This window comes from Pseudoalteromonas prydzensis, assembly GCF_001661495.1.
Taxonomy (GTDB): domain Bacteria; phylum Pseudomonadota; class Gammaproteobacteria; order Enterobacterales; family Alteromonadaceae; genus Pseudoalteromonas; species Pseudoalteromonas prydzensis.
Genome location: NZ_BDDT01000001.1, coordinates 320554 through 344174, shown reverse-complemented (window position 1 = coordinate 344174; position 23621 = coordinate 320554). Strand labels below are relative to the sequence as shown.

The following is a 23621-nucleotide window of genomic DNA, read 5'->3' as shown; positions in this document are numbered from 1 at the left end:
ACCCAAGCTAAATTAAGATGCAAGGGCATAGTTAGGGACTGAGGTTATACCAAGCAAAAATCACAATCGGCAATGCTAATAATGCCATCACTAAAGGCACCTTTAAGGCTTTGGTTTGTTTTGCTTGTAATACTTTTAATGCATTAGTTTCGTTACAAGCGGCCACTTTATCAATATAAAAATAGCCCGAATCTAGATACTGTTTACAACTTTGTTCATCTGCTGGAATTGCAATCAATTCTTGTTGTTTTTTTAGGATATAAAAATCCATACGACCACCGCATTTTACTTGATTGTTGAAACATATTTGAAAGGAAAAGCCATGCTTTTAAACCCCTCAAATTAAAAAAGTGGGCGATTTTAAATACAAAAGACTATAAAGGTCAACTAAAGAATTCACTATTTAGCAATTAAACTAAAAATAGCCGAAATTAGGCTCAAAGTTACCGCAATAACCAACAATATACTGCATAAAACAAGCCAGTTTTTACGTTTTTTATTATGTTTTGGATAACGATTTAGGGCATCATTTTTATCGCATGCGGCTATTACTTCAACAAACTTAAAGCCTCTGTTTTTGTATTCATTCAGCTGCGTTGTTTGAGCTGGAATAGCGGCTACACGATCGTCTTTTTTTACTATGTAGAATTTTATGCAATGGTTACTGTAAACCCCCTTTACAATATGTTTAGCTCTTAGGCGGAAGTAAGTTTCTGATAATTGCTTTTTCTACCCTGTAAAAGCAGCCGTTTGTCGCTATTTAATTGAATAACTAAGGCTAGTTTGACAAAGTACAGTAACGGAAATTTAACAGGATTAATTATGAAAAAAGCAGTAATAACTTTAGGGGCTTTGTTTTTACCATTAGCACTCTCAAGTTCTGTTTTAGCGTCTTCAGTTGAGCAAACTAAAGGCAGCTATGTTGATAAGTTTCGTCAACTCGATGAAGCGTTACCAACACCTAATGTCTATCGCAGTGCAGCCGGTGAACCTGGTGAGAAATATTGGCAACAGAGAGTAAATTACGACATTGATGTGACGTTAGATGAGAAAAAACGTCGTTTAACTGCAAGCCAAACTATTGAATACAAAAATAACTCCCCACATACACTTAAGTACTTGTGGTTACAATTGGATCAAAACATCTTCAAAAATGATTCAATTGCAGAGCGTACAACCACCTTTAATGCGGATAAATTACAAGGTCGTCCAGACGACAAACCGGCAAAGTTAAGCTTAGGGCAACTTCGTCGTCAGCAATTTATGAGTGATAATGAGTTAGGCTTTACGGTCGCAAATGTTAAAGATGACAGTGGTAAAGAGCTCAAAGTAACTGTGGTTGATACGCTAATGCGTATTGATTTAAACGAGCCGCTTAAACCTGGTAAAGATGTTGAATTTAGCATGGACTTTGCCTTCAACATTGTTGAAGAAGATGCCGTAGGCGCTCGCTCAGGTTATGAACACTTTGAAAAAGATGGTAATGACATCTTTTTACTTGCGCAGTGGTTCCCGCGTTTAGCCGCATATACAGACTATGAAGCTTGGACTAACAAAGCGTTTTTAGGCAGTGGTGAGTTTACCCTTGAATTCGGTGATTATGATGTTGAGATCACTGTGCCTGCAGATCATATCGTATCAGCAACGGGTAAACTTGATAATGCCAGCAGTGTGTTAACGCGCACTCAGCGTAATCGTTTAGAACAAGCCGAAAAAGCAAAACGCCCAGTTTTTATTGTGACTGAAGAAGAAGCACTAGAAAACGAAAAAGCAGGCACTGACAAAACCAAAACGTGGCACTTTAAAGCTGAAAACGTGCGTGATTTTGCTTGGGCTTCTTCACGTAAATTTATGTGGGACGCTAAAGGCTATCAGCAAGGTGGAGATGATCAACCATTAGTGATGGCAATGTCATTTTTCCCGAAAGAAGGTGGCGATCTTTGGAAAAAGTATTCAACCGAAGCCATTGTTCATACCATGGAAGTATATTCACGCTTCTCATTTGATTACCCTTACCCTGTGGCACAGTCAGTAAATGGCCCTGTCGGTGGTATGGAATACCCGATGATCACCTTTAATGGTCCGCGTACAAAGTTACAAGATGATGGCACTCGTACCTACTCGCAAGCTGAAAAGCGCTTTTTAATTGGCGTGGTGATCCACGAAGTAGGACATATCTATTTCCCTATGGTGGTTAACTCTGATGAGCGCCAGTGGACCTGGATGGATGAAGGCTTGAATAGCTTTTTAGATGGCGTTGCGGGCCGTGAGTGGGACCCGACTATTCCATGGGGCGTAGAGCCACGTGATATCGTCTCGTATATGAAATCTGAAAACCAAGTACCTGTTATGACACAGTCTGACAGCGTATTGCGTTTAGGCCCTAATGCCTATACTAAACCTGCTGCTGCACTAAATATTCTTCGTGAAGTTATTTTAGGCCGAGATTTATTCGACTTCGCTTTTAAAGAATATGCCCAACGTTGGAAGTATAAGCGCCCTACCCCAGCTGACTTTTTCCGTACGATGGAAGAAGCCTCAGGTGTTGATTTAGATTGGTTCTGGCGTGGTTGGTTTTACACGACAGATCATGTAGATATCTCGTTAGATAAAGTCTATCAATTGCGTTTAGACACTAAGGATCCTGACATTGATTTTAACCGCCTCCGTGATATTGAAGCGGCGAAACCAATGCCGTTATTCGTTGAGCGCAATAAGGCCGAAGGTAAGAAGTTATGGGTTGAAGAAAACCCAGACGTGACTGATTTCTATGACGGTAATGACCGCTTCACTGTAACGAATAAAGAGCGTAACGCGTATAACAAGTTCTTAAAAGGTTTAGAGCCGTGGGAGCGTAAAGTACTGGATCGTGCAGTTGAAGAAGATAAAAATTACTATGTGCTTGAGTTTTCAAACTTGGGTGGTTTAGTGATGCCAATTCTACTTGAGCTAACATATGAAGACGGCAGTAAAGAAGAGCAGTATATTCCGGCTGAAATTTGGCGCCGTAATCATAAACATGTGCAAAAGTTAATTATCACTGATAACAATAAACCACTTGTTTCAGTTTCAGTTGACCCGCGCTGGGAAACTGCTGATGTAGATGTTGAAAATAACAACTACCCGCGCCGTATCATTCCATCACGTATTGAAGTATATAAGCGTGACAAGAGTAAAGCGAAAGTCAGCCGCGATATCATGCATGATATCAAAACTGAATTAAAAAATGATGAAGAAAAAGATGACGCTAAGGAACAACAATAATGCGTTTTTTACTCATTACTCTTGCTTTACTAGTTGCTGCGCCTGCAATGGCGCATCAACTGAAAGCGTCTGTAACCACGGTTTTATTTAATAAACGTACTAACAACATCGAGTTGATGCATCGTTTTTATTTACACGATACTGAGCATGCTGTGGAGCATTTATTTCCTGGCAGTGCCGATATTATAAGTAATAAAGAGGATCAACAACGTTTTGCAGACTACATCGAGTCACATGTTGCTCTGCAAACACTTGATGGACAGCCATTAAAATTGCAGGAAGTGGGCGCTCAAATAGATGGAAAGTTCTTTTGGGTATACCAAGAAGCCCCTATCCCTAAAGATATTCAAGGCATTCGCATGAGTCATGGTGCACTGCGTGATTTATGGCCTGCACAAGTCAATATGGTTAATGTGGAAGGTAAAGGCAAAGTAAAAACCTTGCATTTCACTCAAGACGATACTTGGCTTGAAGCTCGCTTTGAGCCATTAGCAGCAAGCAGTAATTAGTTTTAGTTGTTATTTCCCAACCGACGCGCACAGTAGTTTTGTGCGCGTTTTTTTTCTTTAAATTTCTTCTCATATCCAATTACTTAAACTATCTTATAGGAAGTTACTGGGATGAATTTGAAATCATACCAATCGTGTTATGTATTTAAGTCGATTGGTATCATAGACAAGGAAAGATATGAATTTGCATGAGAACATGGTCGCTGGGGTGATTTTTGATTTAGATGGCACGCTTATGTCATCGGAGTTAGATTTTACTTTGATAAAGGCGCAAATTGGATGCCCAGAAGAGCTTGATTTACTTAGTTTTATAGCTCAGCTTCCTTCTCCTTATATGCGTGAAGAAGCAATGAATATAGTACATCAACATGAATTAATAGATGCGCAACATGCAACCCTTTTACCTGGCGTAGCGCAAGCAGTCGCAAGGTTAAAACAACAAGCCCTGCCGATGGCAATCGTAACGCGAAATTATGACCGCGCTGCCGCACTTAAATTAAAAAATAATCCATTGCCAATTCAAACAGTACTGACCCGCAGTGATGCCCCTGCAAAACCTGATCCTAGTGCCCTAAATGCAATTGCAACATTATGGGAAATGGAGAAGCAGCATGTACTTTATGTTGGGGATTACCTTTATGATATACAGGCGGCACATAATGCAAATATGCGCGCTTGTTTATATGCACCTAGCGATGTTCCTGCATATGCAAGTCAGGCAGATTACATTTTAAAGCACTTTTCTGAATTACCTGGGTTAATAAATCAACTAAGTGAAAAACAGCCACAATTACATTCCTTAGACTCCACCGTTCTATAAAATTAATTATTATGTTAAATAGCGTGTGGTTTTACTTTTATTAATATCAAGCATACAAAATTAAAAATCAAATAATAATTTTGCAGTCATTTAATCACTAGCTGAAAACTGTGCGAATTGTTAAAATGGCGTCAATCACGAGTTTCCAATAGAGGCATAAGATGGGCAGAGCATTTGAAGTCCGTAAAAACGCCATGGCAAAAACTGCCAATGCGAAAACCAAAGTTAATTCTAAATACGGTAAAGAAATTTACGTCGCTGCAAAAAATGGTGAACCTGATCCAGAAGTAAACCAATCTTTAAAACGTTTAATTGAACGTGCCAAGCGAGATCAAGTTCCTGCGCATGTAATCGAAAAAGCGATAGAAAAAGCAGCCGGTGGTGCTGGGGAAGACTATTCAACAGCACGTTATGAAGGTTATGGCCCGGGTAATTGTATGGTTATAGTGGATTGTTTAACAGACAATCCAAATCGTACTATCAAAGATGTTCGCTTACCGTTTACGAAAACAGACTCTAAAATAGGCACGCCAGGTTGTGTCGCGCATATGTTTGACCACTTAGCTGTACTTGGTTTTTCCGGTGATGACGATGAAGTGGTGCTTGAAGCGCTGATGATGGCTGATGTTGACGTTACTGATGTTGAAGTTGAAGATGGTAAAGTGTCTGTTTTTGCTCCTCATACTGAATATTACAAAGCCAAAACAGCTTTGGAAGGTGCCTTTGCAGAGATTAACTTTGAAGTTGATGAAATTACCTTCGTACCGCAAGTCCATGTCGATATAACTGATCCGGACGACATCGCTAATTTTGAAAAGTTTATAACCATGCTTGAAGATTGTGATGATGTACAAAATGTTTATCACAATGCAACGGTTGTAAGTTAAGGGTCGCAGCGAGTTTACCTCGCGATAATAAGATTATTCGCGGTGGCAAGGTATTCGTTTAAAGGTAATACCCACCGTGCTCCTGTAGTCATTTATCCAACAAGTTTATTTTACCACCGAGGGCAGGAGGCGCTGCGCGCTACACAGAGAAAGCTTAAGTAAAAAATTATTAATTTCTTCTCTATGAACTCTGTATTTTCGATGGTGAATACATCACTGAATGCTAGCTATTCACTGTAATTATGGCGATAGACTATTTAAGTAAAAAAAGCCAGCCCGAGGGCTGGCAATATGACACTAACAAACTCGAAGGGGAGCTATTGTTGCGCTTTAAACTTTATACGAAACGCATGCAATAATGGTTCAGTATAACCACTGGGCTGCTTCACCCCTTCTAATACAAGGGCTAGAGCGGCTTGATAGGCAATACTTTGCGCTAAACTTTGCTCAGAGTCAGCCATCGCAATATAGTTTGCATCGCCCTCATTTTGACCATCGACCACTTTAGCCATTTTTGCCATAGTGTTTTCTATTTGCGCTTGCGTACACACTCCGTGATGCAACCAGTTAGCCATATGTTGGCTGGAAATACGCAATGTCGCTCTGTCTTCCATTAAGCCAATGTGGTTAATATCAGGCACTTTAGAGCAGCCGACACCTTGATCTATCCAGCGTACAACGTAGCCTAAAATACCTTGTGCGTTGTTATCAAGTTCAGCCTGAATATCCTCTTTTGTTAAGCTATTTGGATCGACCATCAAAGGTGGCGTGAGTAGCTGCGTTAAACTGGCTTGTTGGCGTGCAGCAATCGCTTTTTGACAGCTAAATACATCAACATCATGATAATGCATAGCATGTAAGGTTGCAGCCGTAGGGGAGGGCACCCAGGCGGTATTTGCGCCAGATTGCGGATGGGCAATTTTTTGTTCCATCATTAATGCCATTTTATCTGGCATAGGCCACATTCCTTTACCTATTTGCGCGCGGCCACTTAAACCCGTTTGTAAGCCAATATCAACATTACGGTCTTCGTATGCTGCTATCCAAGGTTGTTGTTTAATGGCGGCCTTTGGCAGTACTACTCCGGCTTGCATTGAGGTATGAATTTCATCCCCAGTGCGGTCTAAAAAGCCAGTATTAATAAATACAACTCGCTCTTTTGCAGCGGCGATACAGGCCTTTAGGTTGGCTGAGGTACGACGCTCTTCATCCATAATGCCCATTTTCACGGTGTTTGCAGGAAGCTGTAGTAACTGTTCAACGCGACTAAATAAAGTATTGGTAAAGGCCACTTCTTCGGGGCCATGCATCTTGGGTTTAACAATATTGATACTGGCTGCGCTGGAGTTTTTAACGGGACTGTTACCCTTTAAGTCATGCAGTGCTGCTGTAACTGTGATCACTGCATCCATAATGCCTTCAAATACATCTTGGCCTTGGCTATCTTGTATCGCCGGGTTGGTCATTAAATGCCCCACATTACGAACGAACATCATGCTGCGGCCTTTTAACGTAAGCGGTTGGCCATTAACGCCGCTGTAGTTGCGGTCGGGTGCTAATTTACGCTCGATGGTTTTACCTTCTTTAGTAAATGACTCAACCAGCGTGCCTTTCATTAAACCAAGCCAGTTTTGGTAAACTTGTACTTTATCTTCGCCATCAACGGCGGCAACAGAATCCTCACAGTCCATAATTGTTGTTAATGCGGCTTCCAGTAGCACGTCTTTTAAGCCCGCTTTATCGGCGCTACCAATTGGGTGGTTATGGTCAATTTGTAGTTCAATGTGCAGGCCGTGGTTGATCAGTAAAATAGCGGTAGGATTTTGCGCTTCACCTTGAAAACCAACAAGTTGTACTGGTTGCTTTAACCCAGTTTGTGAGCTATCACGTAAGGTGATAAAAAGCTGTCCATTCACTACCGAATAATTAGTACTTTCGATATGTGAGCCATTTTCAAGGGGGATGGCTTTGTCTAAAAACTGCCTTGCATAGGCCATTACTTTAAAACCGCGCACAGGGTTATAGGTACTACCTTTTTCGGCGCCATCTTCTTCGCTTAACACATCAGTGCCGTATAAAGCGTCATATAATGAGCCCCAGCGCGCGTTTGCAGCATTAAGCGCAAAGCGTGCATTGCTAACTGGCACAACAAGCTGTGGACCTGCTGTGCGTGCTATTTCGGGCTCCACGTTATCAGTTTCAATAGAAAAGTTTTCTGGCTCAGCAACCAAATAACCAATATCTGTTAAGAATTGTTGATAGTGCTCAGCGTCCCAGTGTTTGTGAGCAACATGATAGCTATCAATTTGATGTTGCAAGTCTTCACGCTTAATAAGTAACTGGCGGTTGATAGGGCTTAAATCATCAATAATATCAGCAAAGCCTTGCCAAAAATGCTGTTTACTAATGCCGGTACCCGGTAGCAGTTGTTGGTTAACAAAATCGGCTAACTGGCTATTAACAGTTAGCCCAAACTGGCTGTGAGAGGTGGTCATAATCGGTATCCTTTTAAACGGTCGCGGTGCTAATTAAATGACAATTGTTGATTGTCGTGCTGTAACCATAACTCAAAAATGCGTGAACAGTGTGCTTTTGTCCATTCATAAAATATATAGCCAGCATAACAACTATAAATTTACTAAATCTGAAAAATCGGCCTAATGTTGTTTTAAGCGCTAACGAGCAAACCCTCATTAGCCTCTCTCACAACCAGAAATATAAATTTGTATTAACCCGTTCAAAGGATTTTTATTATGACTACTTATCAACGTGAAACAGATTCGTTAGCAACACTTTGTCAAGCACAAGGTAAACAATGGCAAGCTATTAACCCTGAGTACGCTAGTCGTATGCGTTTGCAAAATCGTTTTCGTACCGGGCTAGATATCGCACAATTTACAGCAGATATTATGCGTGAAGATATGGCGGCATACGATGCTGATACCAGTCAATACACACAATCTTTAGGTTGCTGGCATGGTTTTACTGCGCAACAAATGATGATGGCAATTAAGCGTCATCAAAAAACAACTAAGCGCAGCTACGTATACCTAAGTGGTTGGATGGTTGCAGCACTTCGCTCTGAATTTGGCCCACTGCCTGATCAAAGTATGCATGAGAAAACTTCTGTGCCTGCACTCATTGAAGAAATTTATACATTTTTAAAGCAAGCCGATGCCCGTGAATTAGACCATTTATTTAAAGACCTTGATGCAGCAAAAGCAAGCGGCGGTGATGTCCAAGCAGTGCTAGATAAAATTGATAACTTTGAAAGCCATGTGGTGCCAATTATTGCTGATATTGATGCCGGTTTTGGTAATGAAGAAGCAACTTATCTATTAGCTAAAAAGATGATTGAAGCCGGAGCATGTGCTATCCAGATTGAAAACCAGGTGTCTGATGCAAAGCAATGTGGTCACCAAGCAGGTAAAGTAACGGTACCCCATGAAGACTTTTTAGCGAAAATTAACGCGGTACGTTATGCATTCTTAGAGCTAGGTATTGATAACGGTATTATCGTCGCGCGTACCGATTCACTGGGTGCAAGTTTGACTCAAAAAGTGCCGGTATCACAAACGCCAGGCGACTTGGCCAGCCAATACAATGCGTTTTTAGAAACAACCCCAATTAATGGCGTAGAGGATTTAAACGAAGGCGATACAGCAATGAAGCTGAACGGCCAACTGTGTAAACCAACTCGCCTTGATAACGGCCTTTATCAGTTCCGTGAAGGTACTGAGAAAGACCGAGTAGTACTTGATTGCATTACCAGCTTACAGTCAGGCGCTGATTTACTGTGGATTGAAACTGAAAAGCCACACGTTAAACAAATCGCCGAGCTAGTTAATCGTGTTAAAGAGCAAGTACCCGATGCTAAGTTAGTGTACAACAATTCACCGTCATTTAACTGGACGCTGAAATTCCGTGAGCAGGTTTATCAACAGTGGCTTGATGAAGGAAAAGACTTATCAGCTTACCCAAGCATTGATGATAATAAAGCACTGATGGCACCGGAAATGGATAATACTGAACTGGCGCAAGCTGCTGATGTATTAGTACAAAACTTCCAACGAGATGGTGCGCGAGAAGCGGGGATTTTCCATCACCTAATTACGCTACCAACCTATCATACGGCGGCATTAAGCACTGATATTCTATCAGAAGGCTACTTTGGCGACTTAGGAATGCTAGCTTATGTACGTGATGTACAGCGCCAAGAAATTCGTCGTGAGCAAGCGTCAGTGAAGCACCAAGACTTAGCGGGTTCTAATATCGGTGATACACATAAAGAGTATTTCTCAGGTGATAATGCGCTTAAAGCGGGCGGTGAAGCGAATACTATGAATCAATTTTAAAAAGTAAAACAACATTCCAACTCAACAGTGTTACAAGGGCCGCAAGGCCCTTTTTTTCGTTGCTAGCAAAACCAATAATAAGAAGTATATAGGCTGCTTATGCAAAGTTCGGCTTAACTCAGATCACGATTTAACTAGCTGGTAATTTCAGACTCCCGATTTGGATCAGAGTTTAACTAGCTGCTCAGTTTTACCTAAATGTTTGGATCAGTATTTAATCAGCCTAGCTTTTACTCGCACTTTTTTAATAAAAAGTACGCTTAAATGCTTTTTTGGCTATTGGTAAGGGCAATTTCAGGTCAAAATACCTAGAATTGCCCTTTAAACTAAAAATATAAACCGATTTTTTACCAACTCTAAGCGAGGATAAACCACTTTTTTACCAACTCAAACGCCATAAACAGTGGCTCAAACCGATTTTTTACTAACTTAACGACCTAAAAATGTCATAAACCGAAATTTTACTAACTCAATTGAGACACAAAGTCCGATATTTTTTAAGTATGTGAGGAGTTACTTACATTATTACTGTAAAGGGGGTTTACAAAAAGTGAGCGAGAGTAAAGTTAGCGAGTAGCGGGTTTACCCCGCGTAATGTTTTTATAAATGACTATTTTATGTTACGAATATGGCGCGATATAAAATCGCGCCTACAATGCTTCCCAAACTCATTATTTACTATGTTTGTCAAACCACCATTGGATATAGGCTACTTTAGCCATCAAGTTTGATGGGCGCTGCGTAATACCATGCGAGGCATCAGGAATACGTACCATCGCGGTATCAACCCCTTGCAGTTTCAGGGCTTGGTAAAACTGCTCCGTCTCTGAAATTGGCGTACGATAGTCAGCTTCACCGGTTAATAGCATCGTAGGGGTTTTAACATTGCCCACATAGCTGATTGGAGAGCGCTTCATATAATGCTCAATATGCTCCCATGGTTTACCTGGAAACCAGTAATCGGCAAAGAATGGGTAGAAGTCAGCAGTTAGTACAAAGCTGATCCAATTGATCACCGGTTTTGCTACCACGGCTGCTGCAAAGCGGTCAGTATGACCGACAATCCATGCTGTAAGCACACCACCGCCTGAACCACCGGTAACAAATAGTTTAGATTTATCAATAAAGCCTTTGGCAATTAAGGCGTCAACTCCTGTCATTAAATCATCAAAATCGTTACTTGGGTAATTGTGATGAATCGTTTGTGCAAACTGTTTGCCGTAGGAGTCGCTGCCACGTGGGTTCATGTATAAAACCACATTACCTTTGGCTGCAAATAATTGTACTTCAGCACTAAAGTGCGGGCCATAGTTGGCTACAGGGCCGCCATGAATTTCTAAAATAAGTGGGTATTTTTTGCTGCTGTCAAAGCCCGGTGGGTAAGCAACCCAGCCTTGGATTGGTAAATCGTCATGACTTGATTTAATCCAGATTTCTTCTACTTTTGCCAGTTGCTTATTACCTAAGGCATCATCATTTAATTTAGTTAGACGCTGCGCTTTACCACTTTTAACTATGGCGACATCGGCAGGGCGCTGGGTATCGGCTAGGGTAATTGCGACATCACCATCATCGCTGATATCAAAATCGCCACCTGAGTATGGGCGACCAAAAGACACGCTACCTATTTTTTCGGTAATGACTTTACGCTTGCCACTGCGCGGTTGATAAGCAAGTACAGTTTGCCCCTCGCTGGCGTAACTAAAAAATATACCACTGGAGTTATCAGCCCACTTTATTTGTCCAACGCTGCGGTCAAAATCACTAGTTAAATTAGTGGTTTCGCCAGACTTTAAATCGCGAACATACAGCTGACTATTTTCATAATTTGTGCGTTTATCATCATAACCCGTGTAGGCGAGGTAGCGGCCATTTGGAGATACTTGAGGTTGGCTATCAGGACCTACTCGGTCGGTAACAGCAGTGATCTGCAAGTCTTTCAATGTCAGTTGATAAATCTCGGAATTAGTTGGTTTGAGCCTAAAGTTGGGATGTCGATTTGCCGAAAAATAGAGCGTATTTCCTTCATCAGCAAAACTAATTGGTCCACTATGGTCGAAGTCACCGCTGGTTAATTGGCGAGCATTACCGCCATTGGCATCGATGCTAAATAAATGGCGAAACCCCGACTTAGTGTAGCCACCACCATCAGCGCGATAATATACATCATCAATATACTTGGCGGGCTCTGCCCAGTTCGCGCCTTCTGGTTTACCCGGTAGACTGACAGGAGCCGCAGCTTTACTTGGTACAAATTGGCTAAACAGCAGTTGCCGACCATTGGGTGACCACTGCAAATTAGAGGGGTTTTGGGTCAGGTTACTAATTTTTGCAAGTGCGCCTGTTTTTAGCCACTTTACATAAATTTGGCTACTGCCATCGCGTGTTGAAATAAACGCTAAGCGTGTTTCATCCGGAGAAAGCACTGGCGCATAGTCCATATGCACACCTGATGTAAGAGGCTGTAGCTGTTTGGAATTACTATCTACAGACCAAATATTACTTACTTTACGGTCGCTTTTAATATCCATGCGATTACGCACAAAGTACACAGTTTTACCATCATTGGTCATTTCAATTTGATTGGCATATTCAAGGTCGAACACGTTTTCAAGTTGTAGAGTTTGCACATTATCATTGGCTAATACTGAAAAGCACAGTGAGGTTAGCAGGGCTGCGGGGGCAATCAATTTCATTTTAATTCCTTGTTATTAATTATCGCACCTAACCGTTATAGAATAACAAAACCCAAAGGTACACCATGATGCGATGAATACCTTTAAAATGAATAGGAATTAATAATGATAGCCGCCATCAATCTTTTTAGTGGTTAAGGTGCGATAGTAAACTCGCACTCAGTGAGTACTATGCTTACATTTATTTGGTAAAACACCGCAATTTGAGTGTTTTTAGGCACTGCTGATGCAAGTGTTTGGGTTATTTTAAATTGCAGCTGTTGTTGATTAAAAGCAATGAGTTTAGCGGCTTCAAAACCAAAAAATTGCTTTACACTTGGGTATAACGCTTTAAAAATGCTTTCTTTGGCTGAAAAAATGACTGTTAATGGATGTGAAAGCTGCTCAGCCAATTGTCTAAACAGTGGGTATTCATCAGGATGCAAAATTTGCTTTTGTAGCTCTAGTTCTTGCTCTGCACTCATTAGTTGCTCTATATCAATACCAATTCCAGCGACATCAGTGTGCTGACACGCCATTGCCATTGCGACGCCCTGGGTGTGGGTAATGCTACCAATAATGTTTTCAGGCCAGATGGGGGCGCGATCAGTCCCGCTTTGCAGTTCAAAATTATCAATACTAAGCGTTGCGAGTACGTGTTTAGCGCACACTCTGCCTGCCAAATATTCGGCTTTTCTTTTACTTACGGCTTTACCTAATTGTGCAGGAAATAGGATTTGATGGGTCGAAAAATCTGCATCTACAAAACTCGTGGCTTCGAATTCGCTGCAATAGTATGGGTACGGCAGTTGTGGTCTGAGTTTTGTCGTTTGCAGTATTTCCATGAAAATAAAAGTCCTGATTAATTTCTTTGAACATATTGATAGTACGTTATTTTTTTAATGAATAAAAAAGATAATGGTTATTTTAATGAAGGGGCGGCAGTTATTAGCAGTATAAATAATGGACTAAACATCAACACGCAGTTATCTTGGATAGTGATCAATTTTCAATAAGGAATAATTATGATTGGCTATACAATGTTAGGTACCAATAATCTGCCAGATGCCGTGGCGTTTTATGATGAACTATTCTCTTTACTCAATGCGCAACGGTTTCTAGAGACTGACAAGTTTGTCGCTTGGAGTGTTGACCCTCAGCAGCCAGGTTTTGCCATCACTAAACCCTATGATGGTCATGCCGCAACTGCGGGCAATGGTACTATGATCGCGATTGCGGCCGAGACTCCTGCACAAGTAGATGCTTTTTATGCAAAAGCAATTGAACTTGGGGCAACCGATGAAGGGGCGCCTGGACCGCGTGAAATGCCGGGCTTTTATGCTGGTTACTTCCGTGATCTAGACGGCAATAAACTAAATATATTTTGTTTCATTCAGGCTGCGTAACCATGCAATTTAATGGTAGAAACATGACTAAAATAACAGTTTTGTTGGCGGTGTTTGCAGGCTTTAGTTTCCCTGCGGTTAACGCACAAGCAGCACCAGCTTGGCCAGACAATAATAAAATAGCGGTGAGCCTGTCTTATGACGATGCGTTAGCTAGTCAACTCGATAACGCAGTACCCGCACTAAATGAATACAACTTTAAAGCCTCGTTTTATATCGTACCAAACTCAGCGAGTGTGCAATCGCGTATGGCAGATTGGCAAGCACTTGCAAGTGATGGGCATGAGCTTGGCAATCACAGTTTATTTCATCCTTGCAGCGCAGCAAAACCGTCACGAGAATGGGTGAGTGAAGAGCAAAATCTTGATAATTACACTGCAGAACGTGCAATACGCGAAGTGCTCACGGCGAATATATTTTTACAAGCACTTGATGGCAAAACTCAGCGCACATTCACGCCGCCTTGCTTTGATACTCAAGCCGCTGGTAACGATTTTATAGAGCCGCTTAAAGCGCATTTTGTGGCAATAAAAGGACTTGATCAGAGTGAGCGTTCTGTCCTTTGGGCGCCATCAGATGTGACTGGGCAGCAATTGATTGAGTATGTGAAAAACGTTCCCGCAAAAACGCAGCTGATCAATCTTCTTTTTCATGGTGTAGGTGGTGATCATTTGAGTATTTCAGTCACGGCTCACGCGCAGTTATTAGCTTTCTTAGCTGCAAATAAAGAAAAATATTACGTTGATTCATATATAAATATTATGCAGCAACAGGCAAAGGAGTGAGCGGTGTATATTGGCGAAATAGCGACCCGTTGTGATGTATCCTTAAAAACCATTCGGCATTATGAAGCGATTGGTTTATTAAGTGACATTAAGCGACAAGGTAGTTACCGTATTTATGAAAACGCTGATGTAGAATTTGTCACCCTAATTAAACGGGCACAGTTATTAGGGTTAAGCTTAACTCAACTTAAACAGCTTATAATTGGATTTAAAAAGCCGTGTTTACTTAACAAACACGGCTTTTATAATTACCGCTTACCGCTATTAATAATCAAACTTGTGTTTAGTAAATAAGCTTTGCACTTGTTGCCATATTTTACCTGGCTTGCCATCAGCAACTGGTTGCCCATTGAGTTTTATCACCGGACCAACTTCTTTGGTGGCGCTGGTGATCCACACTTCATCTGCGGCAAACAATTCTTGCTTAGTTATAACGCGCTCTTGTACTTTAAAGTCACTGTGGCTGTGGAGAATATTAATAATTAACCAACGAGTGATGCCGGGCAATATTTGGGTATCTAAAGGAGGGGTGCTAATAACGCCATCTTTAACGATAAATACATTGCTTGAGCTTGCTTCGGTGAGTTCATCTAAGCGGTTATATAGAATAGTCTCGCTGTTACCTGCTGCCGCACCATGTTGGTAGTGCATCACATTACCAAGCAAGGCTGTTGATTTGATGTGGCAACGCTGCCAGCGTTTGTCTTGCTCTACAGACACTGTATAGGTTTTAGCATTGTCGATGTCACTCACCGGCTGTGGAGGGATTTCGAACGCGTAAGCAAATACAGTGGGTGTTATGCCATTAGAATAAGCATGAGCTCGTTTTGTATCAGCGCCGCGACTAACATGTAAATAAATACCTAAGTTATCACCTTGGTTTTTCTCACACAATTGCTGACAGATTTCACGCCATTGCTCAGCTGTATAACCTAAGCTAATTTCCAGCTCATTTAAACCGTTATTCATGCGCTCTATATGTGCGGCAAAGCCAAGCATTTTGCCATTGTAGGCAGGGATCACTTCGTAAATACCATCACCAAATAAAAACCCTCTATCCATTGGTGATATTTTTGCGTGCTCAGCGCTCATATAATCGCCGTTTAAATACACCGTGCTCATTGTAAATCCTCATTCTGATTGGCAACACCGCTAAGCAGACGTAGTCTTGCGATGAGTTGTTGGCCATGTATGGCATGTAGGCCGTCTTCGGTTAATTCGTTCTTGTGTGTAACACCATCCACGCTGCCGCGTTCACTCAAGTATTGTAATATTGCTAGAGTATCGATATTTTTGAGTAAGTCTTGGCCGCTCCAGCGGCTTAACAAAGCAATGATGCCGTAGGCTGCCCAGTTTGATACATCGGCCAATAACAACTCATCACAACAGGTTAGGCTTGGCGTGATGCTCAACTCGGTCATATATTGTGACAAATTGCCCATGCCTATTTCGTTACCGCCATCACCAATGGCAACAGTAGGGCAGGTGGCTTGGGTAATAAAAAAATCAAAGCAACCACAATCAGCAGAAATATCGATACCACGCATGTTGTAGTATTTATTGCCGTGGCATAGCCCTGGGCGCTCGATTGACAGTACGCAGTCTGGTTTTAAATTTGCCAACGCCGCTTGGCTGAATGGCAGCGCCTCAGTAATGTTATTAAGAGGTAACTCAAAGCAATTAAAGTCATTTTTAAGAGCACTGTAAAGGGGGTTGCCACATACTAAAACGGGGCGTTTGCCAAGTGCTTGCAATGCATTGTATAAAGCAATCGCACCGACTGGGCCGTCAGTTTCAAAGGTTTGTTTTACCGCAAAGCCGGTGCCAATGAGCACGGTGTTTTTTGCATCAAATAACGACTTTGCAGCGCGCAGGTAAGTGCCTGGCTGTTGATGAGCATAAAGACTTTGCATGCCGCGAAGGTTTTGTTCAATCATCATCGTTTCGATGGCTTGGCTTAATTGCACATCACTTAGCTGTTGTGACATAGTGCTTTGATCTCTTCAATAAGGGCAATACCAGCGGCGTTATCGCCGTGAACGCATAAACTATCAGCATGCAGTGGTAATTGCTTACCAGAGCGGGTTGTTACGCAGCCAGTGGCGAGTAACTGTTTAACCTGTGCGAGCAATGCGGGTTTATCATGGACACTACCTGCCATGCTTCTCGATACGAGCTGCCCTTCATCGGTATATTGACGATCAGCAAACGCTTCTAAAATGAGCGTTAGCTGATATTGCTGAGCTAGCTGTTTATGCTGTTCTGCTTGTGCTGTAGCTAAAATCATCAGTTGCAAATCTGCGGAATAACTAACAACAGCTTGCATGACGGTATGTAAAATTGTCTCATTAGCCATCATATCGTTGTATAACGCACCGTGAGGTTTTACATAGCTTAACTTGAGACCTTGCACTTTTGCCATGCCTTCAATTGCGGCTATCTGGTAATGCAGGCAGTTGGTTAGCTCTTGTGCTGTTAAGGCCATCGAGCGACGCCCAAAACCTTGCTTATCAGGGTAGCTTGGGTGAGCGCCAATCAGTACTTTATGTTGTTTGGCAAGTGCTAAGGTGTTGGCCATCACATCACTATCACCACCATGGAAACCACAGGCGATATTGGCCATATCGATATGTGGCATTACCTCACTATCGAGGCCCATTTGCCACGCGCCAAAGCTTTCACCTAAATCACAATTGAGCTTCATTATTGTTTCCGTTTAAAAAGCCGAAATATGGGCGTTTTGAATATCGGTGATCAACATATGCCCAGGGCTATGGGTGATGCAAAAATCAGGTGCGGCATTCGCTATCGCTATTTGCGGGGTGACGCCACATGCCCAAAACACGGGTACTTCACCTTCTTTAATGGTGACAGATTCACCAAAGTTAGGGCGGTAAATATCTTTAATACCGATTGCAGCCGGGTCACCAAAATGCACCGGTGCCCCGTGTACATCAGGAAAACGACTGCAAATTTGAATTGCCCGAATCGCATCCGCAGGTTTCATTGGTCGCATACTCACGACCATGTTTGAGTGGAATATACCGGCAGTTTCACAAGGAATATTAGTCATGTACATAGGCACATTTTTGTTCTCAGTAATATTGCGTATTTCGATCCCGGCAGCTTTGAGTGGTTCTTCAAATGAGAATGAGCAGCCAATTAAAAAAGTAACTAAATCATCGCGCCATTGCTCTTTGATATTAGTGACTTCTTCAATTAATTGGCCATTTTTAAAAATCCGATAGCGAGGTAAATCAGTACGAATATCCAAGTCATGAGCGACATTAGGAATACTCGTTGCTCCCGCTAAACGGCTCGTTGCAACAATCGGGCATGACTTTTTATTTGCTTGGCAAAATTGTAAAAAGTCCAACGCATACTTCTGGGGTAAAATCACTAAATTAGCCTGCACAAAACCAGGCACAAACCCTGAAGTGTGACCTGTGTAATCTTCATTACGGATCATATTTCGAATAGCGTAAGGCGTTGTAAGTGATGCGTTATGTTGCATAGTATCCTCTTGAACTTAGTTGTTGTTAATGCCGTTTACGGTAACAGGTAAAGTACCCTGTGCTGGGTTTTCCCCAACTAGTACTTTTGCAAGAGCTGTAAAAGCTGGTCCTGCTACTTTAACACTATTATCTACATCTATGTTATACGCATAAGTTGCTAAAATTGCATCAGCATATTGGCCAAATGTGGCAATATCATAAGGGGCCCGCAGGCTCACAAAAACAGTTTTCTTATTAGCCAACTGTGCTTGCTGAAGTAGCTTTTCAAGTGCCGGGCCCTGTTCTGCTTTAGCAATTGCGAAGCTCGGGTTGTCTGATAGATCATCCATACCGCCAACCTCAACCGCACTTTGATTAGGAGACGCATTACCCGCGATGATGACATCCGCTTCGTTAAGCGCTTTTAGCGTTGCAATAGGTTCAAAGCCTTGCAAGCTGGTGCAGCTAAATGAAACTTGTTGCTGTGTATGCTCCTGCATTGCCTGCTGTAACGCGATACACTTTCGGGTATCAGGCATAATGATATGTACTTTAGTATTGGCGCTGAGTTTAATTGGTAAAGTGCTTTTGTCATTTTTAACTTCAGTAATGGCAGCAAGTGCTAACTCTGCTTCTACTTTACGATGACTTTCATCACCTAAAATCAGCTGTGCTTTTTGCATAGCTAAGGATTCGTTAAGCTCAGTTGTTAATTTAAACTTACTTTTTAAATTAATGATGCGCTGCGCCGATGTAGCGACTTCGTCGGCGTTTAAATTGCCTTTTTTTACTTCGCTGACTAAGCGAGTGATCAGTTGGTCAAGCACCGCTAAATCTTTAGGGCTACGAATTTCAATCGGCATTAATGCAATATCAACACCCGCGGCAAAAGTATTTACAACTGCCTCGATAGGTTCAAAAAAGTGGCTAATACCAGCCATATCGAGTGCATCAGTGATCACCACACCTTGATAGCCCATTTCATCGCGCAATAATTCGCTGATGATTTTATGTGACATAGTGGCGGGTTTGATCATGGTTTTGCCATCTTTACTAACAAACGTACTGCTATCAAGCGCTGGGTATTGAATATGCGCAGTCATGATCATGCCAGGGTTTTGTTCTTTAATAATACGTTGAAATGGCGGTAAATCTTTTGCCCAGATAGTTTCTTTGTCATGCATAACCTTTGGTAAGCCTGTATGGCTATCAACATTGGTATCGCCATGACCCGGAAAATGCTTTAGCGAGGTAATCACACCGTTGCCTTCAAAACCTGCAACTTGTGCACCACCTAAAATGCTTACTAGAGTAGGATCTTCGCCATATGAACGTACATTGATCACCGGGTTATCAGGGTTCATATTAACATCAACAGTCGGGGCGTAGTTAACATTAACCCCCACAGCTTTTAGCTCATCGGCAATCACTTGTGCCGACTGTGTCGCAAACTTAGTGCCGTGCACTTTATAACTAGCACCGATTGACATATTGCCAGTAAATGAGGTGGCTACATCACGAGGAATACGGGCGACACGACCGCCTTCTTGGTCAATTGAGATAAATAACGGCGCACCTAAGCTTGATTTTGCCGCCGCTTGTTGCATGGCATTGTTTAATTTAACGATTTGCGAAATGTTTTCAATATTCTCGGCAAATAAAATAACGCCACCAATATTATGTTTGGTGATCACTTTGGCTAAATCTACTGGTAATTCAGTCACTGCCTTGCGACATTTTTGCTCTGAATCTTGCTCACAATAATAACGAAAATCGAGCATTAGCTTTTGACCAAGCTGTTGCTCAAGGGTTAAATTTGTCGCTGCAAAGGTCGATTTCATTGGTAATAAACACCCTAATCCAAAGAGAATTGATGATATGGCAAACTTATTTAACACAGTAGGCTCCAAAGCTGAATTGCTTATTTTAATTGTGAATATTTTATTCCTGATGTTAATGCCATTTTGGACTAAAATACAACATATTTCTATCACATTAACGGTTTTTTTTCTGAACTGCAAAAACCACCGATTAATCACGTGGTTGCCTTAATACTACGTAAATATTAAGTCTTAATAGCTATTTAGATGAAAAAAATTAATATGATATAGGTTTTTATTGATAGTAATTCACCTTTGTTTCAAGTAATAATATATTCCATAAAGATTGGTAGGTCGCCAATCAAGTTAACGACATCACCAAGGGGCAAAATAATGGCAACAGCACTGACACTTTTTCAACAACAACTGAGTGATAAGCTGCCTGCCTCAGCGTTTATTGAAGATTACGCTAGGCGCTATGCGTTTGGCACCGATGCCAGTTTTTACCGTTTAGTGCCCCAGTTAATAGTACTGGTCGCTGATCAGCAACAAGCACAACAAGTTATTAGTGCTGCTGCTACGTATAAAGTAGCGATCACTTTTCGCGCGGCTGGCACTAGCTTATCTGGGCAAGCGATTACTGACTCAGTGTTAGTATTACTTGCTGATTCATGGTCAGGCTATGAAATTGAAAACCAAGGCCACAGTATTCGCTTAGAGCCTGCTATTATTGGTGCCCGTGTTAATCAGTTACTGGCGCCTTTTGGTCGTAAAATTGGCCCCGATCCAGCCTCAATCAATAGTTGCAAAATTGCCGGTATGGCGGCAAACAACTCATCCGGTATGTGTTGTGGGGTAGCACAAAACAGTTATCACACTGTAAAGGACATGACCTTAATCTTCGCTGACGGCTCAGTACTAGATACCCGCTCAGAGCAAAGTTGTGCTGAATTTTTACAAACTCATTCGTTATTTATTAAAGACCTAACTGAACTTGCCCAACAAGTTGCTAGTAATACTCAGTTAGCGCAGCGTATTGCGCATAAATACCGGTTAAAAAATACTACCGGTTATGGCTTAAATGCGTTACTCGATTACACAGACCCAATTGAAATTATTAAACATTTAATGATTGGCTCGGAAGGTACACTCGGATTCATCGCCGATATTACCTATCATACGGTGGTTGAGCATGCCCATAAAAGCACTGCGTTTATTATTTTTGACGATATAAGCCAAGTGTGTGAACTAGTAAAACAATTGGCAAACTTGGAGGTCGCCGCAGTTGAGTTACTAGATAAGCGTTCACTGATATCGGTAGCCCATCATGACATCATGCCCAAAGACGTACACAGTTACCCTGAGGATAGCGCGGCGCTACTGATTGAAGTTCGCGCAGAAGATGCAGTTAAGCTCGCAGGTTTACAACAACAAGTTGATACATTGGTGGCTAAATTTAGTAGCCATCAATTAGCAACAATGGCGTTTTCAACGGATGTAAAACGCAACGCGCTATTGTGGAATATTCGTAAAGGCACCTTTCCTGCGGTAGGAGCTGTGCGTGAAAATGGTACTACCGTGATCATCGAAGATGTAGCGTTTGAGCTGGACGTTCTAGCCCAAGGCGTGCAGGCACTGCACCAGTTATTTGATAAATACAGCTACGATGAAGCGATTATTTTTGGTCATGCCCTAGCGGGTAATTTACATTTTGTGTTTACTCAAGCCTTTGATACTCCTGAGCAAGTAGCGCGTTATGAGCAATTTATGCAAGATGTTTCGCAGCTGGTAGCGGTAGAGCTGAATGGTTCATTAAAAGCCGAGCATGGCACAGGGCGTAATATGGCGCCATTTGTTGCAACTGAGTGGGGGGCTGATGGTTTTGCTGTGATGCAGCGTATTAAACAACTGTTTGACAAAGATAATATCTTAAATCCAGGGGTGATCATCAACGCAGATGAAAATTGCCATATTCAAAATCTTAAATCCATGCCCAGCAGCGACGACACCATCGACAAATGTATAGAGTGTGGTTTTTGCGAAACTGTTTGCCCCTCAAAAGGGCTTACGCTCACTCCACGCCAGCGGATAACTTTGTGGCGACGTCGCACTGAGCTAGTTAATACATTAGCTATAACTGACGAGCTAAGTGTTAAACAGCAACTTAATCGGCAATTAAAAAGTATTGAAAATGACTTTCAGTATTTAGGCATCGATAGCTGTGCAGCAACGGGCTTATGCGGTATGAAATGCCCTGTCGGGATCAACACTGGCGAATTTATTAAGTCGTTAAGGCAAAAGCAATTAGTTAATAATAAAAGCGCTCATTATGCGGCTAACTTTGCGGTAAAGCATTTTGCAGCACTGGCAAGTTCTGCGCGGTTTGGCTTAACCAGTTTGGCCGTTATACGTAATATTATTGGTGCGCCTATGCTGCGCAGTTTAAGCAAACCTGCTAATAAGTTGCTTGGCACGCCGCTTTATTACTCCGCGTGGCCGCGAGGAGAGCAGCCAATTAATCGTAAACAGCAGCAGTTACCGCAACTAGATAAAGTGGTGTACTTACCAAGCTGTGCCAGTCGCGTTTTTGCCCCAGATGAAAGCGCGGCGGATAAACGTTCAATCATGCAAATCATGCACAGTTTAACGAGTAAAGCGGGAATTGAATTATTACTACCTGAGCAAGCCAGCGAGCTATGTTGTGGGATGCCATTTGCGAGTAAAGGTTTGCCAAAGCAAGCAACCAGTAAAGGGGATCAGTTACTCGCAATTGCAGAGCAGTTATCTGAAAATGGCCGTTACCCGGTTGTTTTTGACGCCAGCCCATGCGCGCTAACCACAACCTCAGCGGCGCAACAACGCGGGCTAACTGTGCTGGAAAGTGCCGAATTTGCGTATCAGTATTTATTGCCTAAATTAACACTCACAGCACAATCAGAGCCGGTAATGCTGCATGTCACGTGCAGCAGTAAACGCCGTGGCAGCGAGCAACAATTGGTGGATGTAGCAAAAGCGTGTTGCAGTGAGGTGATTATTCCAGCCGATATTGAATGCTGTGGTTTTGCCGGTGATAAAGGTTTTAACTTACCAGAGCTTAATGCTAACGCGTTAAAAACCTTGCGCAGCCAAGTGCCTAACAATTGCAGCTCGGGGATTTCTAATAGTCGCAGTTGTGAAATTGGCTTAACCCAACACAGCGGCATTAATTATCAATCCGTGTTGTATTTGTTAGACCAAAATAGCACACAAAAACAATAATAAAATCAGCAAGGAAAAATTATGATGAAAACACACTTAAGCATACTCGCCAGTATGCTGATATTGAGTGCCTGCAGTAACACTAATGATGTGCAAACTGTAAAACCACTACCCAGTTTTACTCAATTCAGTGAGCAAGTAAAACAAGCCAAAGTGGTTATCTTAACCGATCATACACTTCCTGAGGATCTCAATTTAAGCAGTGGCGGTGCACAAGGGCGTGAGCGAGACTTTATTGACCCTGCTGCTGACGTGTTTGCTAAGCAGTTACAGAAACAAGGCTTACGTTATACAATTTTAAAAGTAGAGGAGTTAATTGATGGTGGCAAAATCGATTGCTGATTTTAG

General features: G+C 42.0%; 19 protein-coding genes. 10 read left to right on the top strand and 9 right to left on the bottom strand.

Annotation, left to right across the window (positions count from 1 at the left end; translation table 11 throughout):
* Window positions 1-31: 31 nt before the first annotated feature.
* The gene (locus tag A7968_RS01430; protein WP_064664794.1) at window positions 32-271 is read right to left on the bottom strand and encodes a hypothetical protein; all 240 of its coding nucleotides are present in this window, start codon (window positions 269-271) and stop codon (window positions 32-34) included.
* 551 nt (window positions 272-822) lie between these two features.
* Between A7968_RS01430 and A7968_RS01425 the strand changes: the two genes are divergently transcribed.
* From A7968_RS01425 to A7968_RS01410, 4 genes are all read left to right on the top strand, one after another.
* Window positions 823-3264, top strand: coding sequence for a M1 family metallopeptidase (locus A7968_RS01425; RefSeq protein WP_064664793.1), 2442 nt, complete (start codon window positions 823-825; stop codon window positions 3262-3264).
* Complete coding sequence (locus A7968_RS01420) at window positions 3264-3773, top strand: DUF6702 family protein (RefSeq protein ID WP_064664792.1); 510 nt, start codon at window positions 3264-3266, stop codon at window positions 3771-3773. Before A7968_RS01425 ends, A7968_RS01420 begins: the two co-directional genes overlap by 1 nt.
* Before the next feature lie 178 nt (window positions 3774-3951).
* Complete coding sequence (locus A7968_RS01415; protein WP_064664791.1) at window positions 3952-4593, top strand: HAD family hydrolase; 642 nt, start codon at window positions 3952-3954, stop codon at window positions 4591-4593.
* A gap of 161 nt (window positions 4594-4754) precedes the next feature.
* Window positions 4755-5480, top strand: a complete 726-nt coding sequence (locus A7968_RS01410) for a YebC/PmpR family DNA-binding transcriptional regulator (protein WP_064664790.1) — start codon at window positions 4755-4757, stop codon at window positions 5478-5480.
* Between the two features lie 317 nt (window positions 5481-5797).
* On the opposite strand, the gene A7968_RS01405 is transcribed toward A7968_RS01410, so the two are convergent.
* Window positions 5798-7975, bottom strand: a complete 2178-nt coding sequence (locus A7968_RS01405) for a malate synthase G (protein WP_064664789.1) — start codon at window positions 7973-7975, stop codon at window positions 5798-5800.
* A gap of 258 nt (window positions 7976-8233) precedes the next feature.
* Between A7968_RS01405 and A7968_RS01400 the strand changes: the two genes are divergently transcribed.
* The gene (locus A7968_RS01400) at window positions 8234-9835 is read left to right on the top strand and encodes an isocitrate lyase (RefSeq protein ID WP_064664788.1); all 1602 of its coding nucleotides are present in this window, start codon (window positions 8234-8236) and stop codon (window positions 9833-9835) included.
* 671 nt (window positions 9836-10506) lie between these two features.
* Here A7968_RS01400 and A7968_RS01395 read toward each other — a convergent pair.
* Together A7968_RS01395 and A7968_RS01390 are read right to left on the bottom strand one after the other, a co-directional pair.
* On the bottom strand, window positions 10507-12531 hold the full coding sequence (locus A7968_RS01395; RefSeq protein WP_064664787.1) for a S9 family peptidase: 2025 nt from the start codon (window positions 12529-12531) through the stop codon (window positions 10507-10509).
* A 134-nt stretch (window positions 12532-12665) separates the two neighbouring features.
* Complete coding sequence (locus A7968_RS01390; RefSeq protein ID WP_064664786.1) at window positions 12666-13355, bottom strand: 4'-phosphopantetheinyl transferase family protein; 690 nt, start codon at window positions 13353-13355, stop codon at window positions 12666-12668.
* 180 nt (window positions 13356-13535) lie between these two features.
* Here A7968_RS01390 and A7968_RS01385 point away from each other — a divergent pair, with 180 nt between their 5' ends.
* From A7968_RS01385 to A7968_RS01375, 3 genes are read left to right on the top strand one after another with little or no spacing between them, the layout of a single operon-like run.
* Window positions 13536-13916: a VOC family protein gene (locus A7968_RS01385; protein ID WP_064664785.1), complete on the top strand. Its 381-nt coding sequence runs from the start codon at window positions 13536-13538 to the stop codon at window positions 13914-13916.
* A gap of 23 nt (window positions 13917-13939) precedes the next feature.
* Window positions 13940-14701, top strand: coding sequence for a polysaccharide deacetylase family protein (locus A7968_RS01380; RefSeq protein ID WP_064665347.1), 762 nt, complete (start codon window positions 13940-13942; stop codon window positions 14699-14701).
* 3 nt (window positions 14702-14704) lie between these two features.
* Complete coding sequence (locus A7968_RS01375; protein ID WP_227008955.1) at window positions 14705-14995, top strand: MerR family DNA-binding transcriptional regulator; 291 nt, start codon at window positions 14705-14707, stop codon at window positions 14993-14995.
* Here the strand turns inward: A7968_RS01375 and A7968_RS01370 are convergent.
* Genes A7968_RS01370 through A7968_RS01350 form a run of 5 tightly spaced genes read right to left on the bottom strand, consistent with a single transcriptional unit; the run spans window position 14966 to window position 20036 of the window.
* Window positions 14966-15823: an aminotransferase class IV gene (locus A7968_RS01370; protein WP_064664784.1), complete on the bottom strand. Its 858-nt coding sequence runs from the start codon at window positions 15821-15823 to the stop codon at window positions 14966-14968. The two genes, A7968_RS01375 and A7968_RS01370, sit on opposite strands and share 30 nt — an antisense overlap.
* On the bottom strand, window positions 15820-16689 hold the full coding sequence (locus tag A7968_RS01365) for a glutamate cyclase domain-containing protein (RefSeq protein ID WP_064664783.1): 870 nt from the start codon (window positions 16687-16689) through the stop codon (window positions 15820-15822). The genes A7968_RS01370 and A7968_RS01365 overlap by 4 nt, the downstream gene beginning before the upstream one ends.
* Complete coding sequence (locus A7968_RS01360) at window positions 16674-17405, bottom strand: 5-oxoprolinase subunit PxpA (protein ID WP_064664782.1); 732 nt, start codon at window positions 17403-17405, stop codon at window positions 16674-16676. Before A7968_RS01360 ends, A7968_RS01365 begins: the two co-directional genes overlap by 16 nt.
* Before the next feature lie 12 nt (window positions 17406-17417).
* Window positions 17418-18215 carry a putative hydro-lyase gene (locus A7968_RS01355; protein WP_064664781.1) on the bottom strand — a complete coding sequence of 266 codons (798 nt, stop codon included), beginning with the start codon at window positions 18213-18215 and terminating at the stop codon, window positions 17418-17420.
* A 15-nt stretch (window positions 18216-18230) separates the two neighbouring features.
* Window positions 18231-20036 carry a glycoside hydrolase family 3 protein gene (locus A7968_RS01350; protein ID WP_064664780.1) on the bottom strand — a complete coding sequence of 602 codons (1806 nt, stop codon included), beginning with the start codon at window positions 20034-20036 and terminating at the stop codon, window positions 18231-18233.
* Between the two features lie 372 nt (window positions 20037-20408).
* Here A7968_RS01350 and A7968_RS01345 point away from each other — a divergent pair, with 372 nt between their 5' ends.
* The gene (locus tag A7968_RS01345; RefSeq protein WP_064664779.1) at window positions 20409-23273 is read left to right on the top strand and encodes an FAD-binding and (Fe-S)-binding domain-containing protein; all 2865 of its coding nucleotides are present in this window, start codon (window positions 20409-20411) and stop codon (window positions 23271-23273) included.
* A gap of 21 nt (window positions 23274-23294) precedes the next feature.
* Complete coding sequence (locus tag A7968_RS01340) at window positions 23295-23615, top strand: hypothetical protein (RefSeq protein ID WP_064664778.1); 321 nt, start codon at window positions 23295-23297, stop codon at window positions 23613-23615.
* Window positions 23616-23621: the final 6 nt, after the last annotated feature.

Excerpts from the sequence above, each read along its gene's own strand:
- A7968_RS01360 (WP_064664782.1), bottom strand. The coding sequence starts at position 17,405 with ATGAAGCTCAATTGTGATTTAGGTGAAAGCTTTGGCGCGTGGCAAATG.
- A7968_RS01405 (WP_064664789.1), bottom strand. The coding sequence starts at position 7,975 with ATGACCACCTCTCACAGCCAGTTTGGGCTAACTGTTAATAGCCAGTTA.
- A7968_RS01420 (WP_064664792.1), top strand. The coding sequence starts at position 3,264 with ATGCGTTTTTTACTCATTACTCTTGCTTTACTAGTTGCTGCGCCTGCA.
- A7968_RS01345 (WP_064664779.1), top strand. The coding sequence starts at position 20,409 with ATGGCAACAGCACTGACACTTTTTCAACAACAACTGAGTGATAAGCTG.
- A7968_RS01365 (WP_064664783.1), bottom strand. The coding sequence starts at position 16,689 with ATGTCACAACAGCTAAGTGATGTGCAATTAAGCCAAGCCATCGAAACG.
- A7968_RS01380 (WP_064665347.1), top strand. The coding sequence starts at position 13,940 with ATGACTAAAATAACAGTTTTGTTGGCGGTGTTTGCAGGCTTTAGTTTC.
- A7968_RS01370 (WP_064664784.1), bottom strand. The coding sequence starts at position 15,823 with ATGAGCACGGTGTATTTAAACGGCGATTATATGAGCGCTGAGCACGCA.
- A7968_RS01400 (WP_064664788.1), top strand. The coding sequence starts at position 8,234 with ATGACTACTTATCAACGTGAAACAGATTCGTTAGCAACACTTTGTCAA.
- A7968_RS01355 (WP_064664781.1), bottom strand. The coding sequence starts at position 18,215 with ATGCAACATAACGCATCACTTACAACGCCTTACGCTATTCGAAATATG.
- A7968_RS01430 (WP_064664794.1), bottom strand. The coding sequence starts at position 271 with ATGGATTTTTATATCCTAAAAAAACAACAAGAATTGATTGCAATTCCA.
- A7968_RS01410 (WP_064664790.1), top strand. The coding sequence starts at position 4,755 with ATGGGCAGAGCATTTGAAGTCCGTAAAAACGCCATGGCAAAAACTGCC.
- A7968_RS01340 (WP_064664778.1), top strand. The coding sequence starts at position 23,295 with ATGATGAAAACACACTTAAGCATACTCGCCAGTATGCTGATATTGAGT.
- A7968_RS01385 (WP_064664785.1), top strand. The coding sequence starts at position 13,536 with ATGATTGGCTATACAATGTTAGGTACCAATAATCTGCCAGATGCCGTG.
- A7968_RS01395 (WP_064664787.1), bottom strand. The coding sequence starts at position 12,531 with ATGAAATTGATTGCCCCCGCAGCCCTGCTAACCTCACTGTGCTTTTCA.
- A7968_RS01390 (WP_064664786.1), bottom strand. The coding sequence starts at position 13,355 with ATGGAAATACTGCAAACGACAAAACTCAGACCACAACTGCCGTACCCA.
- A7968_RS01415 (WP_064664791.1), top strand. The coding sequence starts at position 3,952 with ATGAATTTGCATGAGAACATGGTCGCTGGGGTGATTTTTGATTTAGAT.
- A7968_RS01425 (WP_064664793.1), top strand. The coding sequence starts at position 823 with ATGAAAAAAGCAGTAATAACTTTAGGGGCTTTGTTTTTACCATTAGCA.
- A7968_RS01350 (WP_064664780.1), bottom strand. The coding sequence starts at position 20,036 with ATGAAATCGACCTTTGCAGCGACAAATTTAACCCTTGAGCAACAGCTT.